Annotated in this window: 25 protein-coding genes; 10 read left to right on the top strand and 15 right to left on the bottom strand. The window is 56.6% G+C overall.

Annotated features, from left to right (window positions below; translation table 11 throughout):
- Positions 1-335: 335 nt before the first annotated feature.
- From E3W21_RS01550 to E3W21_RS01560, 3 genes are all read right to left on the bottom strand, one after another.
- Positions 336-1,262: a glutamate/aspartate ABC transporter substrate-binding protein gene (locus E3W21_RS01550; RefSeq protein WP_129438050.1), complete on the bottom strand. Its 927-nt coding sequence runs from the start codon at positions 1,260-1,262 to the stop codon at positions 336-338.
- Positions 1,263-1,587: 325 nt separating this feature from the next.
- Complete coding sequence (locus E3W21_RS01555; RefSeq protein ID WP_134417403.1) at positions 1,588-1,998, bottom strand: DUF4440 domain-containing protein; 411 nt, start codon at positions 1,996-1,998, stop codon at positions 1,588-1,590.
- A complete protein-coding gene (locus E3W21_RS01560) occupies positions 1,979-3,346 on the bottom strand; it encodes an MFS transporter (RefSeq protein WP_134417405.1) in 1,368 nt (455 codons plus the stop codon). Before E3W21_RS01560 ends, E3W21_RS01555 begins: the two co-directional genes overlap by 20 nt.
- Positions 3,347-3,450: 104 nt before the next feature.
- On the opposite strand from E3W21_RS01560, the gene E3W21_RS01565 reads away from it, so the two are divergent.
- Positions 3,451-4,338, top strand: coding sequence for a LysR family transcriptional regulator (locus tag E3W21_RS01565; RefSeq protein WP_134418005.1), 888 nt, complete (start codon positions 3,451-3,453; stop codon positions 4,336-4,338).
- Positions 4,339-4,400: 62 nt separating this feature from the next.
- On the opposite strand, the gene glpD is transcribed toward E3W21_RS01565, so the two are convergent.
- From glpD to E3W21_RS01585, 4 genes are all read right to left on the bottom strand, one after another.
- Positions 4,401-5,939, bottom strand: coding sequence for a glycerol-3-phosphate dehydrogenase (glpD, locus tag E3W21_RS01570; RefSeq protein ID WP_129438042.1), 1,539 nt, complete (start codon positions 5,937-5,939; stop codon positions 4,401-4,403).
- 245 nt (positions 5,940-6,184) lie between these two features.
- Complete coding sequence (locus E3W21_RS01575) at positions 6,185-6,940, bottom strand: DeoR/GlpR family transcriptional regulator (RefSeq protein WP_007916700.1); 756 nt, start codon at positions 6,938-6,940, stop codon at positions 6,185-6,187.
- Between the two features lie 95 nt (positions 6,941-7,035).
- A complete protein-coding gene (gene glpK / locus E3W21_RS01580; RefSeq protein WP_129438040.1) occupies positions 7,036-8,541 on the bottom strand; it encodes a glycerol kinase GlpK in 1,506 nt (501 codons plus the stop codon).
- Between the two features lie 75 nt (positions 8,542-8,616).
- On the bottom strand, positions 8,617-9,468 hold the full coding sequence (locus tag E3W21_RS01585; RefSeq protein ID WP_129445064.1) for an MIP/aquaporin family protein: 852 nt from the start codon (positions 9,466-9,468) through the stop codon (positions 8,617-8,619).
- A gap of 370 nt (positions 9,469-9,838) precedes the next feature.
- On the opposite strand from E3W21_RS01585, the gene ybaK reads away from it, so the two are divergent.
- Both ybaK and E3W21_RS01595 read left to right on the top strand, forming a co-directional pair.
- Positions 9,839-10,309 carry a Cys-tRNA(Pro) deacylase gene (gene ybaK, locus E3W21_RS01590; RefSeq protein ID WP_007971306.1) on the top strand — a complete coding sequence of 157 codons (471 nt, stop codon included), beginning with the start codon at positions 9,839-9,841 and terminating at the stop codon, positions 10,307-10,309.
- A gap of 106 nt (positions 10,310-10,415) precedes the next feature.
- Positions 10,416-11,198, top strand: a complete 783-nt coding sequence (locus tag E3W21_RS01595) for a PhzF family phenazine biosynthesis protein (RefSeq protein ID WP_134417407.1) — start codon at positions 10,416-10,418, stop codon at positions 11,196-11,198.
- Positions 11,199-11,313: 115 nt separating this feature from the next.
- Here E3W21_RS01595 and E3W21_RS01605 read toward each other — a convergent pair whose 3' ends face one another.
- A complete protein-coding gene (locus E3W21_RS01605; RefSeq protein ID WP_134417409.1) occupies positions 11,314-12,423 on the bottom strand; it encodes an ABC transporter ATP-binding protein in 1,110 nt (369 codons plus the stop codon).
- Positions 12,420-13,340 carry an ornithine carbamoyltransferase gene (gene argF / locus E3W21_RS01610; RefSeq protein ID WP_129438034.1) on the bottom strand — a complete coding sequence of 307 codons (921 nt, stop codon included), beginning with the start codon at positions 13,338-13,340 and terminating at the stop codon, positions 12,420-12,422. Before argF ends, E3W21_RS01605 begins: the two co-directional genes overlap by 4 nt.
- A 417-nt stretch (positions 13,341-13,757) precedes the next feature.
- On the opposite strand from argF, the gene E3W21_RS01615 reads away from it, so the two are divergent.
- The 3 genes from E3W21_RS01615 (at position 13,758) to grxD (ending at position 16,727) form a co-directional block, all read left to right on the top strand.
- Positions 13,758-14,048: a hypothetical protein gene (locus E3W21_RS01615; protein WP_008155590.1), complete on the top strand. Its 291-nt coding sequence runs from the start codon at positions 13,758-13,760 to the stop codon at positions 14,046-14,048.
- A gap of 134 nt (positions 14,049-14,182) precedes the next feature.
- Complete coding sequence (locus E3W21_RS01620; protein WP_134417411.1) at positions 14,183-16,288, top strand: molybdopterin oxidoreductase family protein; 2,106 nt, start codon at positions 14,183-14,185, stop codon at positions 16,286-16,288.
- Positions 16,289-16,385: 97 nt separating this feature from the next.
- Positions 16,386-16,727 (top strand): Grx4 family monothiol glutaredoxin, encoded by a 342-nt coding sequence (gene grxD / locus E3W21_RS01625; protein ID WP_007943565.1) that lies wholly within the window; start codon positions 16,386-16,388, stop codon positions 16,725-16,727.
- A gap of 200 nt (positions 16,728-16,927) precedes the next feature.
- Here grxD and bfr read toward each other — a convergent pair whose 3' ends face one another.
- Both bfr and E3W21_RS01635 read right to left on the bottom strand, forming a co-directional pair.
- Entirely contained in the window at positions 16,928-17,401 is a 474-nt protein-coding gene (gene bfr / locus E3W21_RS01630) for a bacterioferritin (RefSeq protein WP_056742015.1), read from the bottom strand.
- Between the two features lie 198 nt (positions 17,402-17,599).
- Positions 17,600-17,818, bottom strand: a complete 219-nt coding sequence (locus E3W21_RS01635; protein WP_008155585.1) for a bacterioferritin-associated ferredoxin — start codon at positions 17,816-17,818, stop codon at positions 17,600-17,602.
- A gap of 302 nt (positions 17,819-18,120) precedes the next feature.
- Between E3W21_RS01635 and E3W21_RS01640 the strand changes: the two genes are divergently transcribed.
- Positions 18,121-18,723: a peroxiredoxin gene (locus tag E3W21_RS01640; protein ID WP_064679479.1), complete on the top strand. Its 603-nt coding sequence runs from the start codon at positions 18,121-18,123 to the stop codon at positions 18,721-18,723.
- A 75-nt stretch (positions 18,724-18,798) separates the two neighbouring features.
- On the opposite strand, the gene rnt is transcribed toward E3W21_RS01640, so the two are convergent.
- Both rnt and pyrC read right to left on the bottom strand, forming a co-directional pair.
- Positions 18,799-19,476 carry a ribonuclease T gene (gene rnt, locus E3W21_RS01645; protein ID WP_129438030.1) on the bottom strand — a complete coding sequence of 226 codons (678 nt, stop codon included), beginning with the start codon at positions 19,474-19,476 and terminating at the stop codon, positions 18,799-18,801.
- Positions 19,473-20,519 (bottom strand): dihydroorotase, encoded by a 1,047-nt coding sequence (gene pyrC / locus E3W21_RS01650; RefSeq protein WP_129438028.1) that lies wholly within the window; start codon positions 20,517-20,519, stop codon positions 19,473-19,475. Before pyrC ends, rnt begins: the two co-directional genes overlap by 4 nt.
- 159 nt (positions 20,520-20,678) lie before the next feature.
- Here pyrC and E3W21_RS01655 point away from each other — a divergent pair, with 159 nt between their 5' ends.
- Positions 20,679-21,587 carry an OmpA family protein gene (locus E3W21_RS01655; RefSeq protein WP_134417413.1) on the top strand — a complete coding sequence of 303 codons (909 nt, stop codon included), beginning with the start codon at positions 20,679-20,681 and terminating at the stop codon, positions 21,585-21,587.
- Positions 21,588-21,716: 129 nt separating this feature from the next.
- On the top strand, positions 21,717-22,934 hold the full coding sequence (locus tag E3W21_RS01660) for an argininosuccinate synthase (protein WP_007898502.1): 1,218 nt from the start codon (positions 21,717-21,719) through the stop codon (positions 22,932-22,934).
- Between the two features lie 155 nt (positions 22,935-23,089).
- On the opposite strand, the gene E3W21_RS01665 is transcribed toward E3W21_RS01660, so the two are convergent.
- Complete coding sequence (locus E3W21_RS01665; protein ID WP_129438024.1) at positions 23,090-23,794, bottom strand: hypothetical protein; 705 nt, start codon at positions 23,792-23,794, stop codon at positions 23,090-23,092.
- Positions 23,795-24,289: 495 nt separating this feature from the next.
- Here E3W21_RS01665 and E3W21_RS01670 point away from each other — a divergent pair, with 495 nt between their 5' ends.
- Positions 24,290-24,916, top strand: a complete 627-nt coding sequence (locus tag E3W21_RS01670; protein WP_008155570.1) for a response regulator transcription factor — start codon at positions 24,290-24,292, stop codon at positions 24,914-24,916.
- Positions 24,917-25,003: 87 nt separating this feature from the next.
- Here E3W21_RS01670 and E3W21_RS01675 read toward each other — a convergent pair whose 3' ends face one another.
- Positions 25,004-25,183 (bottom strand): PA3496 family putative envelope integrity protein, encoded by a 180-nt coding sequence (locus E3W21_RS01675; protein WP_007898493.1) that lies wholly within the window; start codon positions 25,181-25,183, stop codon positions 25,004-25,006.
- Positions 25,184-25,245 lie beyond the last annotated feature (62 nt).

The raw sequence follows: 25,245 nt of genomic DNA on the forward strand, positions 1-25,245 counted from the left end.
GATCGATCGATGTACAAGTGCCCGCCTGGGGAAGCTCCGTTCCCGCCCGACCTAGGTGGCCTGTTTGGTCAGTTCTGTCAGCTCAACTCCGGCCCCGGAAGTCCATCTCCTGCGTTGCTGTTCCTCGCCATAGCGGGCTATGACTCGTCACAGCGCCTTGGATATGAACTTCCGGCACCGAATTTGAGCTAACGAACTGACCGTACAGGCCACTACGGTCAGGCACACACGAGCGGCTCGACAGCCACCGGTTCGAGTGTTTCCAGAAATGCCAGCAGGGAGTGACTATCCCCTGAAAGGGCAGAGCCCTGTCAGGAGATAAGGTTAGTTAGAATTCAGGACTTTTTTTCTACAGGCTTGTCGTCAGCCGCTTTATCGGTCGGATTGGCGATCAGGGCCTTGAGCTCGTTGCTCATCGGGAAGCTCAGGTTCAGGCCTTTTGGCGGAATTGGCTGCATGAACCATTTTTCGTAGATCTTGTTGATCTCGCCGGACTTGTAAGTCGCGACGATCGCGTCGTCGACAACCTTCTTGAACGGCTCGTCGCCCTTGCGGACCATGCAACCGTAGATTTCGTAGGACTGTGGAGTGCCGGTCACGGCCCAGTCATCCGCCTTCTTGGCTTTGGCGGCTTCACCGGCCAGCAAGGCGTCGTCCATCATGAACGCAACGGCACGGCCCGATTCCAGCATCTGGAAGGACTCGCCGTGGTCTTTGGCGGAGATGACGTTCATGCCCATTTGCTTGTCGGCGTTCATCGACTTGAGGATGCGCTCGGACGTGGTGCCGGCGGTGGTCACGACGTTCTTGCCTTTGAGGTCGTCGAAATCCTTGTACGCGGAATCTTTCTTGGACAGCAGGCGGGTACCGATTTCGAAGATGCCGACGGAGAAGTCAACTTGCTGCTGACGCTCGACATTGTTGGTGGTGGAGCCGCACTCGACGTCCACGGTGCCGTTCTGCACCAGCGGGATACGGGTTTGCGAGGTGACCAGGTTGTATTTGACCTGAAGGTTCGGCAGGTCGAGGTCTTTCTTGATGGCTTCGACGATTTTCAGCTGGATATCGTGGGAGTAGCCCATCGGTTTGCCGGAAGCGTCCGCGATGTAGGAAAACGGAATGGAAGCGTCACGATGCCCGAGGGTGATGACGCCGGACTCTTTGATCTTCTTCAAGGTGCCGGTGAGTTCGGCGGCGAAAACTGGAGTGCTGATCAGAGCGGCAGCAATGGCTGCGCCCAGGAGATGGGGAACGATGCGCATCAAATTTTCCTCGACATTGTTTTTATATGGAGCCAGTTCATCGGCCCTTTTTGTGCTTTGAATGCTTGCCGGCTCCTGAAGGGTTGGCTCAGCGGACATTCGTCCAAGAGTGTAGAGCATGACTCGTGCCAGGCCAGGCTGAATAGATCAACTTATTGATTTATAAGGTTATTAAATATTTATGGCGAGAGTTTTGATGCAGGGGGATCCGGTTAACCGAATCGACTGACAGGTCGCGTTCGGAAAACCGAATGGTGTTCGGGGCCGCTAACGTCCTTTCGGCCAGATAATAGAAGAGCCAGTGATCATGCCATTCATATGACAATCAGCCTCCCTGGCTTAGCGGCGTTTCATGCAGGTAAATCCACTGGGCGTTGTGGTGATGCATGCCAATGATCGCCACCGAAACCCGTGAGCTTTCGCGCTGGTTGAGGCGATGGGTTTCCTTGTAGCGAATCGCCACGCTGTTGCCTTCCTGCCATATCGTCTGCAGGTCGCTGATGACGATCTCGAGACCCGGCTTGGCGCCGACCGCACCCTTGAACATCTGTTCGACCATCGCCCGGCTGACGATGGCAGCCGAAGTGGTGACCATGGTGAAGTGCTCGGCGAATGCCGACATCAGCGGCTCGAAAGCGCTCTGCCCCTTACCGTTTGCGTCGGTGAACAGGGTGTGGATCAACTCGTGCACGTGATGAATGCTGTGTTGCGCCTGTTCAACTATTTTGTTGTGCATGACAGTCCTTTTGAGTGTTCAACTGACTCAGTTGAAAGAGTGGAAACAAGCCTGCCAGTGCGGCGATGGCGAAGGTGCCGTGGTAGGCCTGGGTGGTATCGAAATGCTTCAAGAGCAGGTTGAAAACCATCAGGAAGAGGGCAGCGCCGATGCTGAATGACATCTGTCGGTTGATGTTCCAGATGACACTGGCTTTGTGGGTGTCACTGCCCTCAAAGTCCATCAATGACGTGGTTTGGGCTGTATTGGCTCCGATGCCGCCGCCGATCCCCATCAAGCTGTAGGCGAGGACAATCACCCAAAGGTCCGAGGGATTGCTCACCAGTAACAGGGTGGCAATGCCGGCGCTGTGCAACAGCATGCCGAGGGAAAACAACCGCTTCGCGCCCATTCGGTTATAGACCCGGCCACAGATCAGCATCGCGATGAACGCGCCGATGGCGTAGAGGATCATGAACATCCCTGTCAGTCGGGCACTGAAGTGCAGGGTGTTTTGCAGGAAGAAGATGCTCATCAAGTTGACCCCTGAGAACACACCAGGAATCGCGTAATAGATAAAGATGGAGGTGCTGAGTTTTTTGCTTTTGAGCAGGCTCAGTTCAATGATCGGGTTTTTGCAGGTGCGGTAGTGCAGCCCGTACAGCACGACGAAAGCAACGCCGGCCATGACGAAGAGGGCGGCCACCCATGCCGGAGCTTCGCCGCCATACAACGACATTCCCATCAGCAGGCTGCCGAGTGCCGCGCTTACCAGCAGCAAGCCCTTGATGTCGGGTCGGGGCAAACTCGTCGGCCGCGCTTCGTTGATCCAGAACCAGGACAGCAGCGCCGCGATCAGCGAGAACGGGATGTTGCTGTAGAACACCCAGCGCCAAGAGCTGCTGTCGACGATGACGCCGCCGATGGTCGGTGAAATGGCGGGCGCTATCAGGGCAACGGCCATGACCAATGTGGATATTTTCGCCCGCTGCTTACCCGTGAACAGGTTGAACGTCAACGCCTGACCGACAGGAATCAACAGGCCGCCGCCAATCCCCTGGACAAAACGCCAGATCACCAGCTCATTGAAACTGTTGGCCAGCCCACACATCCACACGGAACCTGTGAACACGATCATCGAGGCGGTGAGAATTTCCCGGCTACCAAAACGACCGGCCAGCCAGGTGCTGACCGGGATGATCAGAGTCAGCCCCAGAATATAAGCGTTAGCCACCCAGGCAACGTCTGAAGTACTAACGTGCAGCGCCGCCGATATACTCGGTAATGCGACCGCCGACATAAAGATGTTAATGCAGTCTATAAAAAAGCCGATCAGAAATATCAGTGCAACTTTGTAGCGATAGGTCATGTTGTTTCCCTTTGCCGCAAAGCATAGGGGCGGTGGACTTGAACTGTCGATACGACTATCCTTGAAACAATGTTTGACGGGATTTAACAGTGAGCCATATTGCTATGCACACTCATCTTAATCGGGTCCAGACATTCCTGGCCGTGGTCGATTTTGGTTCTTACACCAAGGCTGCCAATTACCTGAGCATCAGCAAAGCCATGGCCAGCCTGCATGTCAAGGCGCTGGAGGACGTGCTGTCAGCGACGTTGTTGATTCGAAATACCCGAAATATATCCCTCACCGAAATCGGTCAGGACTTTTATGAAGAGTTCAAAGGTATTGTCGCGGACATCGATAACGCCTTCGATAATGTATTAAAAGGGCATAATCGGGTGTCCGGCAAGTTGCGCTTCAGTTCCACCAGTGAATACGGCGAGGCCTATATTCTTCCGTTGATACCGCAATTTATAGAGCGTTATCCGGAAATAAAACTCTGTTATAACTTCAACTCGTCACTCAATGATCTGGTGGCGGAAAAGTTAGACCTGGTTATCCATTTAGGTAACTTGGCGGACTCTGCTTTCAAGAGCCGTAAACTGGCGGATTATGAAATTGTCCTGGTGGCTACCGAGACGTTTCTTGCACGTCACCCGGTGCAGAATCCTCAGGACCTGAATTCGGTGCCGTGGATCGCCAACAGCAACCTGCAGGCACCGACCCAGTGGTCGTTGCGCCATCCGCAATTGGGGGCTGTCGAGATCAACGGGATCAATCAGTTTGAATCCAATTCTTCCACGGCCATCCGCTCCATGACGTTGTCGTCGCTAGGCGTCTCAGTGCTGCCCGCCTGGGTGGTCAAGGACGACATCGCCAGCGAGCGGCTGATCCGGCTGTTGCCCGACTATTCGCTGCCCTCGCAGTCCGTCAACGTGGTGTTTCCCAACAGCCCGCATTTGCCCCACAAATCGAGGGCCTTCATCGATTTCCTGTTGCTGCATCTGGCGCAGTAAGCACCTACAAAAAAGCCCCTGAATCTTGAGATTCAGGGGCTTTGCTTTAACCGGATTGCCGATCAGGCCGCTTCGATCTTGCTGCGGTTCTGCTCGACCTTGCTCAGATAATCCTTGAGCTTTTCCTGTTCCGCCGGGGTGGTGAACAGCCCCAGCTTGCTGCGGCGCCACAGTATGTCATGCGCGGTGGTTGCCCATTCTTCGCTGCACAGGTAATCGACTTCACGGGTGTAGAGCCCGCCGCCGATGTGTTCGCCCATATCGCCGAGATTCTGCACGCCTTCCAGCATGCGCCAGGTGCGGCTGCCGTAGGTGGTGGCCCAGCGGCGGGCGATTTCGGTCGGCACCCAGTCGAACTTGTCACGGATCAAGGCGCACAAGGCTTGCGGGGTGGTCATGTCTTCACCGCCCGGCAGGGTAGCGCTGGCGGTCCAGCTCGGCTTGATGTCCTTGAAGTACGGAGCCAGTTGCGCCAGCGCCGACTCGGCCAGCTTGCGGTAGGTGGTCAGCTTGCCGCCGAACACCGACAACAGCGGCGCTTCTTCGCCGGTGCCCGACAGCGCCAAGGTGTAGTCGCGGGTAACGGCCGACGGGTTGTCGGATTCGTCGTTGCACAGTGGGCGAACACCGGAATAGCTGTGCAGGATATCGTCGCGGCTGATGCGTTTCTTGAAATGGGAGTTGACCACTTTCAACAGGTAATCGGTTTCGCCTTCGGTGATCGCAACTGCAGCCGGATCGCCGGTGTACTCGCGGTCGGTGGTGCCGATCAGGGTGAAGTGGTTCAGGTACGGAATGGTGAACACGATGCGCTGATCTTCGTTTTGCAGAATGTGCGCGTGTTCGCCTTCGTACAGCTTCGGCACGATCAGATGGCTGCCCTGAATCAGGCGGATGCCGTACGGCGATTCCATCTTCAGGTCGTCACGAATGAACTTGGCGACCCAAGGGCCGGCGGCGTTTACCAGTGCCTTGGCGCGGATCGAAAACAGACTGCCATCGGCGCGTTCCAGATGCAGGTGCCACATTCCCTTGGTGCGACGAGCGCTGACGCAACGGGTCTGGGTGTGAACGTGGGCGCCTTTTTCGCGGGCGGCCATGGCGTTCAGTACCACCAGACGAGCATCGTCGACCCAGCAATCGGAGTATTCGAAGCCTTTGGTGATTTCGCTTTTCAGCGGGCTGTCCGGGCCGAACTTCAGGCTTTTCGAGCCTTCGAGTTTTTCCCGCTTGCCGAGGTGGTCATAAAGGAACAGGCCGGCACGGATCATCCAGGCCGGACGCAGGTGTGGGCGGTGCGGCAGCACGAAGCGCATCTGCTTGACGATGTGCGGGGCCTTGGCCAGCAGCACTTCGCGTTCGGCCAGGGCTTCGCGCACCAGACGGAATTCGTAATGTTCAAGGTAGCGCAGGCCACCGTGGATCAGCTTGCTGCTGGCTGAAGAGGTGTGGCTGGCCAGATCGTCCTTTTCGCAAAGAAACACCGAAAGACCGCGACCGGCGGCATCCGCTGCGATCCCCACGCCATTGATCCCGCCACCGATGACGGCGATATCGTAGATCTCAGCAAGAGGGGGCGTAGGCAAGGTAGAAGTGGGCATCGGCTAGCCTCGGGCTTTTATGAGTTTCGGTATTGGAATTCGAACATTAATGTTCATTTGCGAAAATGGTAGCCCATAAAGTCGCCCGCAGCCAGTTAACTTCGATTGAAAATACTGATCGAAGAGCCGTTAAAGGAAAATTTTCGAACATTTAAAGCAAAAAATCGCAGCCTTTGGCAGCTCCTACAGGGGCGAGTGAACCTGTAGGAGCTGCCGAAGGCTGCGATCTTTAGAGGCTGAAAGCCTTAAACGACTTCGAGTCGAATCTTGTGCTGACTCAGCAACTGCGCCAACGCCGGCACAGGTTGCTGATCGGTGACCAGGCAATCAATCAAGCTGATCGGCCCCAGACGAATCATGGCGTTGCGCCCGAATTTGCTGGAGTCAGCCGCGAGGATGACCTGTCGGGCATTGGCGATGATCGCCTGCGACACCCGAACTTCCTGATAGTCGAAGTCCAACAGACTGCCGTCTTCATCGATACCGCTGATGCCGACGAGGGCGAAATCAACCTTGAACTGGTTAATGAAGTCGACACTGGCCTGACCGACCACGCCACCGTCACGCCGCACGTTGCCGCCAGTCAGCAGGACATCGAAGTCGTCCTTGGCGCTGAGCATCGAGGCTACATGCAGGTTATTGGTGATGATCTTCAGGTGATTGTGATTGAGCAACGCCCGGGCGATGGATTCGGTGGTGGTACCGATATTGATGAACAGCGAGGCGTGATCCGGGATTTGAGCCGCAATGGCTTCACCGATACGCTGCTTTTCATCGCGCATCTGATCGGCACGCATGGCATAGGCGGTGTTTTCGACGCTGGAATCGTAGGCTGCGCCGCCGTGGTAGCGACGCAACAAATTAGCTTCCGCGAGCTGATTGATATCGCGGCGGATGGTTTGCGGTGTAACGACGAACAGCGTAGCCATTTCCTCGATGCTGACATAGCCGCGTTCGCGGACCAGTTCGAGGATTTGCTGCTGACGGGGAGGCAGATTCATGGGGCTTCCTTTGGGCTGCCGTGCAAAATTTGCCCATGATGACGCAGGAATCTGCTCCCTACCAGTTACATACAGATACGAGTACTCAGCTTGGCTTATTCAGCGCCTTCATGCGGTTCCCAGTCGCGGGTGCGGCTGACGGCTTTTTTCCAGCCAGCGTAGAGTTTTTCCTTCGCGGTTTCGTCCAGGGTCGGTTCGAATTCGCGTTCGATCACAGCCTTGCCGCGCAACTCATCCAGGCTGCCCCAGAAGCCACACGCCAGACCAGCCAGGTAAGCCGCACCGAGTGCGGTGGTTTCGCGCATTTGCGGACGTTCGACCTGAGTGCCGAGGATGTCGGCCTGGAACTGCATCAGGAAGTTGTTCGCGACGGCACCGCCGTCCACACGCAGGGATTTCAAGCGTTCGCCGGAGTCCTGTTGCATGGCGTCGAGAACGTCGCGGGTCTGGTAGGCAATCGACTCGAGGGCTGCACGAATAATGTGATCCACCCGTACGCCGCGAGTCAGGCCGAACAATGCGCCACGGGCATACGGGTCCCAGTACGGAGCGCCCAGACCGGTGAAGGCGGGTACCAGGTACACGCCGTTGCTGTCCTTGACCTTGTTGGCGAAGTATTCGGTGTCGTGGGCGTCGTTGATGATCTTCAGTTCGTCACGCAGCCACTGAACAGTAGAACCGCCGTTGAACACAGCACCTTCCAGCGCGTAAGCCACTTCGCCGCGCGGGCCGCAAGCGATGGTGGTCAACATGCCGTGCTTGGATTTCACAGCTTTGTCGCCGGTGTTCATCAGCAGGAAGCAGCCGGTGCCGTAGGTGTTTTTCGCCTGGCCGGGCTCGACGCACATCTGGCCGAACAGGGCCGCTTGCTGATCACCCGCGATACCGCCGATGGCGATGCCGCTTTTGGTGTGGCCGTAGATTTCGGACGAGGATTTAACTTCCGGCAGCATCTCGCGCGGAATATCCAGCACCTCCAGCATCTTCGCGTCCCACTCCAGTGTGTGGATGTTGAAGAGCATGGTGCGCGAGGCGTTGGTGTAATCGGTGACGTGCACTTTGCCGCCGGTAAATTTCCAGATCAGCCAGCTGTCGATGGTGCCGAACAAAAGTTCGCCTTTGCGCGCACGTTCGCGGCTGCCTTCGACGTTGTCGAGGATCCACTTGAGCTTGGTGCCGGAGAAGTACGGGTCGGTGACCAGACCGGTGGTTTCGCTGATGTATTGCTCGTGACCGTCGCGCTTGAGCTGCTGGCAGATCTCGGTGCTGCGGCGGCACTGCCAGACGATCGCGTTGTAGATCGGGCGGCCGGTGGTCTTGTCCCAGACCACGGTGGTTTCGCGCTGGTTGGTGATACCGATGGCGGCGACCTGATCGTGATGCAGGCCGGCTTGAGCCAAGGCCTCGACCATCACGGCGCTTTGGGTAGCGAAGATTTCCATCGGGTCGTGTTCGACCCAACCGGCTTGCGGGTAATGCTGTGCGAATTCGCGCTGGGCCGTGCAGACCACGTTCGCGTCGCGGTCGAAAATGATCGCGCGGGAGCTGGTCGTACCCTGATCGAGGGCAATGATGTAGTTTTTATTCTGAGTGTCGGTCATGTCGATTGCCTTGGACGAAAAAAGAGAGAGAGGTCCGGCGTGCGATCTTATGGGCAGGATCACACGCCAACGGTATCAAGAAGTTCTTGGTTTGCCGTCAATGGCCGGTGCTGCGTCCTTTGTAGCAGGTAGGGCGCTGGGCAGATGACGGGCAATCAGCCCGCGATAAGCTGCAGCACCGAGGCAGGCACCGACAATCGGTGCAAAAATCGGAATCAGGAAATACGGAATGTCGCGCCCGCCGGTGAAGGAAATTTCACCCCAGCCAGCGAAGAAAGTCATCAGTTTAGGACCGAAGTCGCGCGCCGGGTTCATCGCAAAACCGGTCAGCGGCCCCATCGAACTACCAATCACGGCAATCAGCAGGCCGATCAGCAGCGGAGCGAGCGGACCCTTTGGCAAGCCATTGTTGTCGTCGGTCAGGGACATGATCACGCCCATCAGGATGGCGGTGATGATCACTTCAACCAGGAAGGCTTGTGCCGTGGTCAAGGCCGGGTTGGGGAAGGTGGAGAACACTGACGCCAATTCGAGGCTGGCCTGAGTACCACGAACCATATGGTGAGTTTGTTCGTAATCGAAGAATAAATTGCTGTACAGCGTGTAAACCAACAACGCTCCACAGAAGGCACCAGCGATCTGGGCGAGAATATAAAAAGGCAGTTTGCGCTTTTCGAAGTCAGCGAAAATGCTCAGGGCAATGCTGACGGCGGGATTGAGATGAGCCCCGGAAACGCCGGCGGTCAGATAGATCGCCATGCTCACGCCGATCCCCCAGATGATGCTGATTTCCCAAAGGCCGAAGCTGGCACCCGCGACCTTGAGCGCGGCAACACAACCTGTACCAAAAAAGATCAGCAGTGCAGTACCCAAAAATTCGGCCATGCATTGGCTTGAGAGCGACGGTTGTTGTAAAGCAGTTGTCATTGAAAACCTCGTTTTTGTTGTTGTCTGGCGCTTTTTCCTAAGGGACAAAGCGCGATTTTCACCGAGACAGGATCCCCATCCTGTTCTCGGCCTACTGCTGGGTGCTGCGATAGGAACATTCGTACAGTATTCAGATTCGAAAAAATATAGACAAGAAACGCTGCTGTCAAAGGTCGAAAGTGAACCATCAGTCACAATCGAACTATTAGTCACATGAATGACCGCATCGTTCACGCGGCAGGCTGAAGGTGGACGAACGGCATAAGGCGCCGCCAAGCCTTTGAAATAGCGCCGCAATAGAGCCATTTGTCGATCAATGCCCTAGAATCCAGCGCAGTATTTTTCTTCTGCCGCCCAGTCTGGAGCTGTCATGACCCCCGCATTGGATTTGTTGAAAAAAGTTCGTGCCGAACATCGCGTGCACAGTTACGAACATGATCCGAAGGCAGCGTCCTACGGGCTGGAGGCCGCGGAGAAGCTGGGGCTGGATCCGGCGCAGGTGTTCAAGACCTTGCTGGCGGCGAGCGAGAAAGGTGAATTGTTGGTGGCCGTGGTGCCGGTCGTCGGAAGTCTGGACTTAAAGGGCCTGGCGCATGCTGCGGGCGTGAAAAAAGTCGAAATGGCCGATCCTGCCGCTGCGCAACGATCCACCGGTTACCTGTTGGGTGGGATCAGCCCGCTGGGACAGAAAAAGCGCTTGCGTACCTTTATCGATAATTCGGCTCAGCCCTTCGCCAGCATTTTTGTCAGTGCGGGGCGACGTGGGCTGGAAGTCGAATTGGCACCCGCGGTGCTGGCCGAACATACCCAGGCGAAGTTCGCCGATATCGGCCGCGCCTGACGAGGGCTTCCGGCCCGGCGCTGTATGGTGCAAATTTACTGGCTCTGTCACTGGTGCCGGGTTGTCGGCAGCTTCATGCTCCGTGACCTGACAAAGGGAGAAGGTTATGCAGCTTGAGTTTCATCAGGTCGATGCGTTCAGTGATCGGCCGTTCAGTGGCAACCCGGCGATGGTCTATCGCCTCGATGCTTGGCTTGCCGATGAGTTGATGCAGAGGATCGCCGCCGAGCACAACCTCGCCGAAACCGCTTTCGTGGTACGCGAAGGGCAGGGCTGGCACATCCGCTGGTTTACCCCGACTACCGAAGTGCCGTTGTGCGGTCATGCAACCCTGGCCAGCGCTTATGTTCTGTTTGAAATCTATAAAGAGCCGGTCGAGCGCCTGGACTTCGTCTGCAAGTCCGGCCTGCTGAGTGTGAGCCGTGAGGGTGAGCGCTTGTGGCTGGATTTTCCGGCGCTCATTCCGTCGGAAGTGGGCGTGACCCTGGATGTCGAGCGCGCGCTGGGTGTGGAAGCGGTTGATGTGCTGGGGTCGAGCGAGTTGTTCGTGGTGCTGGAATCCGAACAGGCGGTGCTCGAATGTCAGCCGGACATGGCGGCACTGGCGAAACTGCCGTGGCCGGGGGCAATTGTCACGGCCAGGGGCAGCCAGCATGATTTTGTTTCCCGCTACTTCGCGCCAGCGATTGGCATCAACGAAGACCCGGTGACCGGTTCCACCCATTGCAGCCTGATTCCGTACTGGTCGAAACGTTTGGGCAAGTCGAGCCTGACGGCTTGTCAGCGTTCGGCTCGAGGCGGGGAGTTGTTCTGTCGGCTGGAAGGGGATCGGGTGAAAATCGGCGGGAATGCGACGCTCGTTGCAAGCGGAACGCTAATGCTGAGTTAAACGAACACCCAATGTGGGAGCGAGCTTGCTCGCGATTGCGGACTGTCAGTCGACATCATCATTGACTGACAGTCCGCTATCGCGAGCAAGCTCGCTCCCACAGGAGTTGTGTTTGTCAGTGGGCGCTGCTGTAGCGGCGGACGCCGGACTCGACGACCGGAATCTGCGCCGCCGTACTGCCCGACGCCTGAAACAGCACCAGGTGTTCAGCCGCGACACGAATGCCGACCTCTGAACCCACCAGATGATCGGCATGGCTCGGGAAAATCGATTCCAGCTGCGCGCCGGTTGGCAACTGCAAGCGATACAAGGTGGACGCACCCTGGAAAGACTTGCCGACAATCCGCGCCTTCAGCGTGCTGTCCGGTGCATAAACGATATCGTCCGGACGCAGCAACACATCCACCGCACCGCCAACCGGCCAGGTGTAGGCACGATTACCGCGTAACTCACCCAGTTCGGTCTGCACCGACTCGGGGCTGCTCAGCTGACCGCGAATGAAATAACCCTGGCCGATGAAACTGGCCACATAGGGCGTCAGCGGTTCGTGATACAGGTTGTAGGGCGTATCCCACTGCTCCAGGCGACCCTCCTTGAAAACCCCCACATGATCACTCACCGCGAAGGCTTCTTCCTGGTCGTGGGTCACCAGAATCGCGCTGGTGCCACGAGCCTTGAGGATATCGCGCACCTCATGGCTGAGCTTGCGTCGCAGCTCGCCATCAAGGTTGGAGAAGGGTTCGTCGAGCAGCAGCAGTTGCGGTTCCGGCGCCAAGGCACGGGCCAGTGCGACGCGCTGCTGTTGACCACCGGACAGCTCATGCGGGAAGCGCTTGCCGAGGTTTTTCAGGTTGACCAGTTCCAGCAACTCTTCGGTGACGCGATCCTTTTGCGGATGCTTGCGGATCCCGAAGGCGATGTTCTCGGCCACGCTCAAATGCGGAAACAGTGCGTAATCCTGGAACACCATGCCGATCCGGCGTTTCTCCGGGGCAAGGGTGAAACCGGCGCGGGAGATTGTCTCGCCCGCCAACTGGATTTCACCTTCGTGTACCGGTTCGAAACCGGCAATCGCCCTTAGCGTGGTGGTTTTGCCGCAACCCGAAGAGCCCAACAGGCAGCCGATGTCGCCGGCATTCAAATGCAGGTTGAGGTTCTGCACGACGCGCTGGTCTTGGTAGCCGCAGGCGAGGTTGCGCAGGTTCAGCAGTAATGGATGGCTCATGCGTGGTGGTACGCCGGTTCGACGAGAAATTCGAGCAGGGCCTTTTGTGCGTGAAGACGGTTTTCGGCTTGATCCCACGCGACGGAGCGCTTGTCATCGAGCAGGTCGACGCTGATTTCCTCGCCACGGTGGGCCGGCAGGCAGTGCATGAACAGCACGTCCGGTGCGGCCAGGTCGAGCAGGGCGCGGTTGACCTGAAACGGCGCGAACAGCTTAAGGCGTTTGGCGGTTTCCTCTTCCTGGCCCATGGAGGTCCAGACGTCGGTGCTGACCAGGTGGGCGCCGCGTACGGCATCCTTCGGATCGCGGACGATGGTGACCCGATCACCGGCCTTCGCCACGAATTCAGGGTTGGGTTCAAAGCCTTCCGGGCACGCGATGCGCAACTGGAAGTCGAACTGGATCGCCGCTTCTATATAGCTGTTGCACATGTTGTTGCCGTCGCCGATCCAGGCCACGGTTTTGCCCTGGATCGAACCGCGGTGTTCGAGGAACGTCTGCATGTCGGCTAGCAACTGGCACGGGTGCAGGTCATCGGACAGGCCGTTGATCAGCGGGACGCGCGAATTGGCGGCGAATTCGGTCAGTGTGCTGTGGGAAAACGTGCGGATCATCACCGCATCGAGCATGCTCGACATGACAATGGCGGCATCGCCGATCGGCTCGCCACGGCCCAGTTGGGTGTCGCGCGGCGACAGGAAGATCGCCTGGCCACCGAGCTGGATCATGCCGGCTTCGAACGAAATACGGGTGCGGGTCGAGGACTTCTCGAAAATCATCCCGAGCACGCGGTTTTTCAGAGGCTCGAACAGTACGCCGCGGTTACGCAGGTCTTTGAGCTCAACGCCTCGACGGATCACGCTGACCAGCTCTTCGGGCGTGCAATCCATCAGGGAGAGAAAGTGCCTTGCGCTCATCATTGACTACCTTTTTGCAACAGACCGCAGATACTCAAAGCCTTGTTTAACTGAAAAACGGGCGAGACCTGCGGCGTAAGCCGCACGGGGCGACGAAATAGGGGAAGGCGCGATCTTATAATTAAATGTCGCGTCTTACCAATAGGGCTACGGTTTTTTGGGGATTTCAGAGGGGCTACGGGATGACCGCAGTAGCGCTTTTGAAGCCTGTTTCCTGACAGCAGCCCGTCATTTGTACACCGGGGTCGCGGGGCTTTGCAATCAAACGGGGCGGGAAAGGCGTAGCAACGGTCGGTTTCTGACCTGTCATTTGAAACATTTATACTCAGGATTGGAGGATGTGTCTGGTCTGAAACATTTGCTAAAGCAAAGTGGCGGGTTATAACTAACGCACGAACGACGCAGGAAGCCTTCGGAATGGAATCGAAAGAACGACAGTTAATGGAATTACTTGGCCTCACCGCCCGCTCGCTCACCCACCTCACCGCGTCCATGACCTCGATGTCCTTCGAGTTGATGCGCAGTGAAGACGAAGTGACCAAGGCCGCCGGCCGGCGGATGATCGACCGCATGGCAACCATCAGCACCGGACTGGACGAGCACTGGCGGCTGATCGGCGAACTCACCGGTGTTCATGTCGCTCAAGAGCAGATCGAAACCATCCAGGAGATCCAGTTGCAGGCGCCGCCGAGGCTGCCGCCGAACTGATCCCCAACGGTCATCGGCTGGCCTGATGGCCGCCGATTCACAAGACGAACGTCGCTGGCGCAGCAGTGGATCAGGCGCCATAGTTTTGTTCCCGCGGCCGATATTGCCCGCCCAGAACAAGACAGAGACTGGCCATGACCAAGACTCTCCATCACCGTGCGTGCCACTTGTGTGAAGCCATCTGCGGCCTGACCATCGAAACCACCGAGGTCGAAGGCGCGGTGCAGATCACTTCGATCAAGGGTGATGCTCAGGATACCTTCAGCCGCGGGCACATCTGCCCCAAGGCCGTCGCCCTGCAAGATATTCAGAACGATCCGGATCGTTTGCGTCAGCCGATGCTGCGGGTCGGCAGTGAATGGCAACCCATCGAGTGGGAAGACGCCTTCAACCTTGTAGCCGAACGGCTGGTGGCGATTCAGGAGCGTCATGGGCAAAACGCGGTGGCGGTCTATCAAGGCAACCCCAGCGTGCACAACTATGGGCTGATGACCCACAGCAATTACTTTCTCGGCCTGTTGAAAACCCGCAACCGGTTTTCCGCGACCTCGGTCGATCAGTTGCCCCATCACCTGACCAGCCATTTGATGTACGGCCACGGTTTGCTGTTGCCGATCCCGGACATCGATCACACCGATTTCATGCTGATCCTTGGCGGCAATCCGCTGGCCTCCAACGGCAGCATCATGACCGTGCCGGATGTGGAGAAGCGCTTGAAGGCCATTCAGGCCCGCGGCGGCAAAGTGGTGGTGGTCGATCCGCGCCGCAGCGAAACCGCGGCGATTGCCGACCAGCATCTGTTCGTGCGCCCCGGTGGCGACGCGGCGTTGTTGTTCGGACTGCTCAACACCTTGTTCGCTGAAGGTCTGACCCGCGACAGTCATTTGCCGGTGGACGGTCTAAAAGAGGTGCGGGAGGCGGTCGCGAATTTCACCGCCGAGGCCATGAGCCCACTATGTGCGGTGCCCGCCGAACAGATCCGCCAACTGGCGCGGGACTTTGCGGCGGCGCCGACAGCGGTCTGTTACGGCCGCATGGGTGTCTCGACCCAGGCGTTCGGCACCTTGTGTCATTGGGTTGTGCAACTGATCAATCTGGTCACCGGTAATCTTGATCGTGTGGGAGGTGCGTTGTGCACCGAACCGGCGGTGGATTTGGTGGCGTCCACCTCGGGTGGGCATTTCAATCTGTGGCAGAGCCGGGTCTCCGGGCGTCCGGAATATGGTGGAGAACTGCCGGTCTCGGCGCTGGCCGAAGAGATGCTTACCGAAGGGGAAGGGCAGGTCCGCGCGCTGATTACCGTGGCGGGTAATCCGGTGCTGTCGACGCCCAATGGCCGACAACTGGAACAGGCTCTGGACGGTTTGGAGTTCATGGTCAGTATCGACCTGTACATCAATGAAACCACGCGTTATGCCGACCTGATCCTGCCGTCCACATCGGCCCTGGAAAACGATCATTACGACACGACTTTCAATATGTTTGCGGTGCGCAACGTCAGTCGGTTCAATCGCGCGATCCTGGCCAAACCTGAAGGTGCGTTGCATGACTGGGAGATTTTCGTGGGGCTGGCCAAGGCCTTTGCTGCGAAGACTGGCAAAGCATTGAAACCCACTGTCGCTCCGGCGCAGATGATCGATCATGGCTTGCGGATGGGGCTGTATGGCGACGCTTCGGAGCACAAGCTATCGCTGGCGACGTTGTTTGATCACCCTCACGGTGTCGATCTTGGGGCATTGAAATCCAACCTGGCTCCACGTCTGAAAACGGCTAGTCAGCGAGTCCAGGCAGCGCCTGCCGTGATCCTGGCTGACCTCGCCCGCTTTGCGGCGTTGCAAGCACCGGCCGTTGATGAGTTGCTGATGATTGGCCGCCGTCATGTGCGCAGCAACAACTCGTGGATGCACAACTATCATCGCCTGGTGAAAGGCAAGCCGCGCCATCAATTGCTGATGCACCCGGATGACCTGGCCAGCCGTGGGCTCAACGACGGGCAGCGAGTGCGGGTCAGTTCGCGGGTCGGTGTGATTGAAGTTGAAGTGCTCGGCAGTCTGGATATGATGAAAGGCGTGGTCAGCCTTCCGCACGGTTGGGGCCATGCGCGGCCAGGCGTGCAGATGACCATTGCCAGTGGTCAGCCGGGCTCCAGCGCCAATGACTTGACCGACGAGTGTCAGCTCGATGAGTTGTCGGGCAATGCCGCGTTGAACGGTGTGCCAGTGACTGTGGCGGCGGCTTGATCAAGTCTGTCGGGGAGACCGAGCAGGGTGCTCGGGTTTCCGTTACAATGCGCCACCGTGCCGACCCCTGAGTCGGAAAGTTCAGCCGAGGTGCTCCATGGATATCATCGAAACGATTAAAGAGCAGATTGCTAACAACACCATTCTGCTTTACATGAAAGGTTCGCCGAATGCCCCGCAGTGTGGCTTCTCCGCGAAAGCCGCGCAGGCCGTGATGGCGTGTGGTGAAAAGTTTGCGTACGTGGACATCCTGCAGAACCCGGAAATCCGCGCCAACCTGCCAAAATACGCCAATTGGCCAACCTTCCCGCAACTGTGGGTTGGCGGTGAGCTGGTCGGCGGTAGCGACATCATGACTGAAATGGCTGCAGACGGTTCGCTGCAAACTACCATCAAGGCTGCTGTCGAAGCTGCTGCTGCCAACAAGACCGAAGCCTAAGACGATTGGCTCCCCTGTAGGAGCTGTCGAGTGAAACGAGGCTGCGATCTTTTGATCTCCAGCAACTAAAAAGCCCCGCCTTCGAAAGAGGAGCGGGGCTTTTTATTGCGCTTGATAAGTTATATCGATGTCGCCACTGCCATCGCCAAGATCGCAGCCTCGTTGCACTCGACAGCTCCTACACAGCTCCTACACAGCTCCTACTCTTCGCCCATCTGCGATTGCAGATAGTTCTCAAGACCGACTTTATCGATCAGACCCAGTTGGGTTTCCAGCCAGTCGATATGTTCTTCTTCGGATTCAAGAATATCTTCAAGCAGTTCACGGCTACCAAAGTCGCCAACGGTTTCGCAATGAGCGATAGCCACTTTGAGATCCGCATGACCGGTGCGTTCGATACGCAGGTCGCACTCAAGCATTTCCTTGGTGTGTTCGCCGATCTGCAGCTTGCCCAGGTCCTGGACGTTCGGCAGGCCTTCAAGGAACAGGATGCGCTTGATCAGCTTGTCCGCGTGCTTCATCTCGTCGATGGATTCGTGGTACTCGTGCTTGCCGAGCTTGTTCAGGCCCCAATCTTCGTACATGCGTGCATGCAGGAAGTATTGATTGATCGCGACCAGCTCATTGGCAAGGATCTTGTTGAGATGCTGGATGACTGTAACGTCGCCTTTCATGATGGGGTCCTGCCCTAAGTAGCTGTCTATAAGGCAGAGTTTGAGCCGCGTAATTAAGAGTGTCAAACCTAAGTTATTGAAACTTAAGTGAAAATTAATCTGAATAAGAATGTTTGTGTTCCGCGTCTGGAGCGTAAGCGGTTGATTTTCAGACATAAAAAAACCGGACATCAAGTCCGGTTCTCTGAAATACGTTAATTACGCGGCAGTAAATTCTACAGGGTACGGAATCGCGGCCTGGGCCGATTGCAATTTGGTCAGGGTTTCGCGGACCACTTCCTTGGCAAGGCAGGCACATTTGCCGCATTGGCTGGCTACGCCGGTGGCCTGACGGACTTCCTTATAGCTGCAGCAACCTTCATAGATCGCTTCGCGGATTTGACCGTCGGTGACGCCAGTGCAGAGGCAAACATACATAAGTGAAAACCGTCGCTGGTTGTGACTCAATTGCGATGGATCTTAATGTTAACGAGAATGATTGTCAAAGTGATTTCTGAAAGCTTTGATCAGGGCTGACGAACGGTTTCCTCTAGGGATCGATCACGAGGAAAACCTGTCGACTGCATTTCCCCTGACAAAAAAACCGTTAAGGACAGGGCAAAAACGCAGTGTATGATGGCCGGTCCTTATGAAGCGGGTTCGTGTCACAGGGCTGTCGCCTCAAGGTGGCAGGCTGGCGCAAACCCGGAACTTCACGTTTTTACACCAGGAGATATCCAATGAGCGTACTCGTAGGCAAACAAGCCCCAGACTTCACCGTACCGGCCGTACTCGGCAATGGCGAAATCGTAGACAGCTTCACCCTGTCGTCGGCCATCAAAGGCAAATACGGCCTGGTGTTCTTCTACCCACTGGACTTCACCTTCGTTTGCCCGTCCGAGCTGATCGCTCTGGACAACCGCATGTCTGACTTCAAGGCACGTAACGTTGAAGTGATCGCCGTTTCGATCGACTCGCACTTCACCCACAACGCCTGGCGCAACACCCCGGTCAACAATGGTGGTATCGGCGAAGTTCGCTACACCATGGCTGCCGACCTGAAGCACGAAATCGCCAAGGCCTACGACGTTGAGTCCGAAGGCGGCGTGGCTTTCCGTGGCGCGTTCCTGATCGACGACAAAGGCGTTGTCCGTTCGCAGATCATCAACGACCTGCCGCTGGGCCGTAACATTGAAGAGCTGATCCGTCTGGTCGACGCTCTGCAATTCCACGAAGAGCACGGCGAAGTTTGCCCTGCCAACTGGAAAAAAGGCGACAAAGGCATGACCGCTTCGACCGAAGGCGTCGCGGCTTACCTGACCGAGAACGCTGCCGCGCTGTAAGGCACGTTTGAGGCATAAAAAAACCGGCCGTTGAGGCCGGTTTTTTTATGGGCGGGATAAACCCGGTGACCGGGATCAGTCGTTGAAGTCTTCCCAACCGCCCATTTGTTTCCAGCGATTGACGATGCCGCAGAACAGCTCTGCCGTCTTCTCGGTGTCGTAGCGAGCCGAGTGGGCCTCACGACCGTCGAAGTCGATGTCGGCTGCTGAACAGGCCTTGGCCAGTACCGTTTGGCCGTAAGCCAGACCGGCCAGGGTTGCAGTATCGAAGCTCGAGAACGGATGAAACGGGTTACGCTTCATGTCCAGGCGAGCGACAGCGGCGTTGAGGAAACCCAGATCGAAGCTGCTGTTGTGCCCGACCAGAATCGCCCGTTTGCAGCCATTGGCTTTCAGTGCCTTGCGGATGCCGCGGAAGATGTCGGTCAGCGCTGCTTCTTCACTCACTGCCATGCGCAGCGGGTGATCGAGTTTGATCCCGGTAAATTCCAGAGCGGCCGCTTCGATGTTCGCGCCTTCAAAAGGCTCTACGCGAAAGAAGTAGGTGTGGTCGGGGTACACAAACCCTTTTTCGTCCATGCCAATGGTGGTTGCGGCAATTTCAAGCAAGGCGTCAGTGGCAGAGTTGAAACCACCGGTTTCAACGTCGACAACGACTGGCAGGTATCCACGGAAGCGCTCAGCCATCGGGTGGCGCGAACCACCTCCGCCGCCTTGACCGTCCTGTTCGTCATCGAAATGGTCTTCACTCACGCGTGTTCCTCCAGCAGGCGCCAGCGCAGTTTTTCACCGGCGCGCAGCGGGATTACGGTCAGCTCGCCAAATGGCAGGCTGGTTGGGGCGGTCCACTCATCGCGGACCAGGGTGATGCGATCGGTGTTCACCGGCAGGCCGTAGAAACGCGGGCCGTTCAGGCTGGCGAAGGCTTCGAGCTTGTCCAGCGCGTTGCGCTGTTCGAAGGCTTCGGCATACATCTCGATCGCTGCATAAGCGGTGTAGCAACCGGCACAGCCGCAAGCGGCTTCTTTGGCGTGCTGGGCATGGGGCGCCGAGTCGGTGCCGAGGAAGAACTTGTCGCTGCCGCTGGTGGCGGCGTCGAGCAGGGCTTCCTGATGGGTGTTGCGCTTGAGGATCGGCAGGCAATAGAAGTGCGGCCGAATCCCGCCCACCAGCATGTGGTTGCGGTTGTACAGCAGGTGATGCGCGGTGATGGTCGCGCCAACATTGGCCGAAGCCTCGTTGACGAACTGCACGGCGTCGGCGGTAGTGATGTGTTCGAACACCACTTTGAGGCTCGGGAAGCGCTCGACCACACGACGCATGTGCTCATCGATAAAGAATTTTTCGCGATCGAACACGTCGACATCGCCACGGGTGACTTCACCGTGAACCAACAAGGGCATCCCGACTTCGGCCATGGCCTCAAGTGCAGGGAAAATCTTGTCGATGCTGGTGACACCGGAGTCCGAGTTGGTGGTCGCGCCGGCCGGATACAGCTTGGCGGCGTGAATGAAGCCGCTGGCCTTGGCCTCGCGAATTTCTTCGGGCTGGGTGCGGTCGGTCAGGTACAGCACCATCAACGGTTCGAAGCGGCTGCCAGCCGGGCGTGCAGCGAGAATCCGCTGGCGATAGCCGTCGGCTTCAGCGGTGTTACGCACCGGAGGTACCAGGTTGGGCATGATGATGGCGCGACCAAAGGTGCGCGCGACATCCGCGACTGTATTGGGCAACACAGCACCATCGCGAAGATGAATATGCCAGTCGTCGGGACGCAGCAGGGTCAGGCGGTCGGACATGAGGGGATTCCAGGCGGGTCAAACTGAGGGGAATGCTACCGGAAAAGACTCTTCCAGGCACTCGCTATCAAGTTTTGCTGGAAGCTTCCGATATCCAACAGGTATGCCGTAAACATCTGTGTGTCGGTCTTTTTGTTGTAGAAGCCAGTGGAGCCTCCCGTGCGCCAGCGTTATTTAGCCTTGCTCAGCGTGTTTGCCAGCCTTCCAGCGATGGCGCTCACTTTCCAGACCCGTCTGGAGAGCATCGAGTGGACGGTCGAAGGAGACAAGTTCGAGTGCCGCCTGAGTCAACCGATCACCGATTTTGGTTCGGGTGAGTTCGTGCACCGCGCTGGCGAGCAAGCGACGTTTCGTCTGAAGGCCTACAACGCGATGATCGGCGGCGGTTCGGCTACCTTGCTGGCGGCGGCTGCACCCTGGCAGCCGGGGCGTGGCGACATCAACCTCGGTTCTGTGCGGATCGGCAGCGGCAACGTGCTGTTCAACAGTTCGCAAGTTCAGGCCGGCCGCTTGATCAGTGGCCTGATGGATGGCCGCAGTCCGGTCGTTCGACATTACTCGGGCGATGGCCGGGTGTCGGAAGTGCGCCTGCTGCCGGTCAAGTTCAGCAAGGCCTTCAACGACTACCAGAGCTGTGTGGCAAAACTGCTGCCGAAGAATTTCGAGCAGGTTAAACAATCGCAGATCGGCTTCCCCGGCGAAGGCATCGATCTCGACGCGCAAGCCAAGGCTCAATTGCAAGTGATGCTGGCGTTCATGAAGGCCGACCCGACGGTCAACCACATCGAACTCGATGGCCACTCCGACAACAGCGGCAACCGCCTGACCAACCGTGACCTGTCGCGGCGTCGGGCCCTGGCAGTCATGGAGTTCTTCAAGGCCAACGGCATTCAGGAATCGCAGATCACCGTGCGCTTTCACGGCGAGCGTTATCCATTGGCGCCCAATACCAATTCCGCCAACCGGGCGAAGAACCGTCGGGTCAATGTGCACCTCGCGCGCGTTGCGCCCACTGAAACGCCGGCCCCTCAGGCCACTGCATCGGCGAGCGCCGCGTCGACCTCCTGAACCCGCTGTAATCGTCGCTCACTCGACATAATCTGTCGCTTCGTCGTCATAAGCTGTCGCGCCTCTGTAAATTATCCTGCATGAGCGGTAGACTTGACGGCTTTCCGTAGAACCCCGTGGAGTGATGGCATGGCGGACGTAAACAAGGTCGTTCTGGCGTATTCCGGCGGCCTGGACACTTCGGTGATCCTCAAGTGGCTGCAGGATACTTATAACTGTGAAGTCGTGACCTTCACCGCTGACCTGGGTCAGGGCGAAGAGGTCGAACCTGCACGCGCCAAGGCACAGGCCATGGGCGTGAAAGAGATCTACATCGACGATTTGCGCGAAGAATTCGTGCGCGATTTCGTTTTCCCGATGTTCCGCGCCAACACCGTTTACGAAGGCGAGTACCTGTTGGGTACTTCCATCGCTCGTCCGTTGATCGCCAAACGCCTGATCGAAATCGCCAACGAAACCGGTGCTGACGCCATTTCCCACGGCGCTACCGGCAAGGGCAACGACCAGGTTCGTTTCGAACTGGGCGCCTACGCCTTGAAGCCAGGCGTGAAAGTGATTGCTCCGTGGCGCGAATGGGACCTGCTCTCCCGTGAAAAGCTGATGGATTATGCTGAAAAGCACAACATCCCGATCGAGCGTCACGGCAAGAAAAAATCCCCGTACTCGATGGATGCCAACCTGCTGCACATCTCCTATGAAGGCGGCGTGCTGGAAGACACCTGGACCGAGCACGAAGAAGACATGTGGAAATGGACCGTCTCCCCGGAGAAGGCTCCAGATAAAGCGCAATACCTGGAACTGACCTACCGCAATGGCGACATCGTCGCACTGGACGGCGTCGAAATGACCCCGGCTACCGTGCTGGCGACCCTGAACCGTATCGGCGGCGAACACGGTATCGGCCGTCTCGACATCGTCGAGAACCGTTACGTGGGCATGAAATCCCGTGGCTGCTACGAAACCCCAGGCGGCACCATCATGCTGCGCGCCCACCGTGCGATCGAATCGATCACCCTGGACCGCGAAGTGGCTCACCTCAAAGACGAGCTGATGCCTAAATACGCCAGCCTGATCTACACCGGTTACTGGTGGAGCCCTGAGCGTCTGATGCTGCAACAGATGATCGATGCATCCCAGGCCCACGTGAACGGCGTTGTGCGCCTGAAGCTGTACAAGGGCAACGTGATCGTCACCGGTCGCAAGTCCGACGAATCGTTGTTCGATGCCAACATCGCGACCTTCGAAGAAGATGGCGGCGCCTACAACCAGGCCGACGCGGCGGGCTTCATCAAGCTCAACGCCTTGCGCATGCGTATTGCGGCGAACAAAGGCCGGAAGCTTTTCTGAGACCTTGAGACTGTAGTGCAGCGACCGTAATGGAAGGATGGCCTTGTCATAGACAAGGCCATCGTTCTGAAAAGGGGATGATCTACCTGACTTTGCATCGCGGCATCCTTCCTGTGTTTTTAACACCTTCCTTCCTGCTTTTTTTAGACCGGGCTTCAAACGCCACTGGTGGCCAGTGGGTACGTTTGATCAATGACCGTAACGCCATTTGAATTCAAATTGTAAGCAACACAGAACGGTACACCGCTGTGTTTCTTTGCGTTTTTTGAGTGTTTGAGTGCGCTTTCCTTCAGCAATCTCTCCGATTCGGCACAGGTGATGAAGACGATCACATGCGCAGGTTTTCCCTGTTCTTTCTGAATTTTCTCCAGCGAGGCACCCAGTTCGATCTTTTGGCTCATACCGCGTGCATCAACGATGTACAGGTCCTTGAGGCGCTCGGGCAGTCGGATGTAGTGCTCAGCGGGGAGGATTGTCTGCAAATCGGTTTCGGGTGGATCCTGCGCATTACAAGGCGGATGAGTGGATCTGCGATCCATCGGCGACGTACTCGGTGCAGAACTTTCGGGCGTCAACCGGGTGTCGTTCTTTTCCGAAGGCTCGGTGTTGTCCATGGCTTTTATGAAATGCTTGCTCTTTTCAAAATCGGAGGGTGCATAAAGCGACCGATAGTTGAAGTTTAAAGTGGCAAAGAAAAGAAAGAGCAAATAAAAAGGAAAGCTGATCAGGAACCAAACGTATATCTCTTTTTCATCCTCTCCGAGAAAGGGCAGAGAGACGGCTGCTGATGTTTCAGACAGAGTTGCGAATATCGCAATAAGTGTCATGGGGTTGGAGATTCTTTGTTTGAGTTTGTTCATGTTTTCTACTCATTTAAGTTTATATTTTCTCGGTGGGTTGTGGGCTATGGTTAGTGATTCTTTGTCATGTTAACTGCATTGTTAGTGCTTCGGGTATATCTGTCTTTCTTGCAATAAAACGTTTGCTGGTTTTTCTGTAAGAATAAATTGATGTTGGGCGCGCGTTGTTTTTTGTAAGAATTCCGGGTCCGAAAATATCAGTTACTTTTCAGGATAGCTCATTAGGCATCGACTGTGAGATTGCCGGTGCTCAGTATTGTTGTTCTGTTCTTTGGGTTGTAAATTGATACAAAAAAATTTTAATAAATAGAATGTCGTAAGACTGATAAATTTTCTGAAGCATTGTATTTGCAGAATTTTTGTAAGAATAATCCGTGTTGTTTGTAGGGAATGTCTCTAGGTGTGGGTGGCCGAGGGGGGCGGCATGCCATGGGTGAAACGACTAGGCTATCGTGCGGGCTCTAAAAATTCGAACAGCGAAAATTGGACTTGCCCATGAATAAAGTGCTGATCGTGGATGATCACCCCGTCATTCGTCTTGCGGTACGTATGCTAATGGAGCGTCACGGCTACGAAGTTATTGCAGAGACAGATAATGGCGTGGATGCGTTGCAACTTGCCCGTGAGCATATGCCGGATATTGTCATCCTTGATATTGGAATACCAAAACTTGATGGGCTGGAAGTCATTGCGCGTCTGACATCGACAGCAATGCCCATGAAAGTACTGATACTAACTTCCCAGGCACCCGGGCACTTCTCTATGCGTTGCATGCAATCGGGTGCTGCAGGGTATGTCTGTAAACAACAGGATCTCACTGAATTGCTCAGTGCAATAAAGGCAGTATTGTCAGGCTACAGTTACTTTCCGAATCAAGCCTTGCATACCGTACGTTCCAGCTTGGGGAACGCCAGTGAAGCCGATATGGTGGATCGTCTGTCGGGACGGGAAATGATGGTCTTGCAACAATTGGCCCGAGGCAAGACCAACAAGGAGATTGCCGATGGAATGTTCCTCAGCAATAAGACTGTCAGTACTTATAAGACTCGTCTGTTATTGAAACTCAATGCACGTTCCCTGGTCGATCTGATCGAATTGGCTCAACGCAATGGTCTGGTGTGACTGCCCCAGCGTTTGACGAGGCGCGATGAGCGGGGGGCATCAGGCGGTACTTAGTAAAAAGCCTCCGTTTCGGGAGGCTTTTAGGTGTCATAGATCAAAATCGTAATCGGCCAATTGCTTTTGCAGTCGGCGCTCCTCCAACAGATTGTCGATGGTACGGCGTTTGCTCAGGTTGGTCTTCGCCACTTCAACCACCGGTTCAGCATCATCAGCCTCAACAGGGGTGAAGTCGTCTTCTACGTCCAATTGCTCTTTGCCAGTGCTCATAGTGTTACTCCAGGCTAAGGCTGCCTTTGGCGCCCCTTATATCGATAATCTCCCGGCGGGTA

This window comes from Pseudomonas sp. F01002, assembly GCF_004402115.1.
GTDB classification, from domain to species: Bacteria; Pseudomonadota; Gammaproteobacteria; order Pseudomonadales; family Pseudomonadaceae; genus Aquipseudomonas; species Aquipseudomonas frigoris.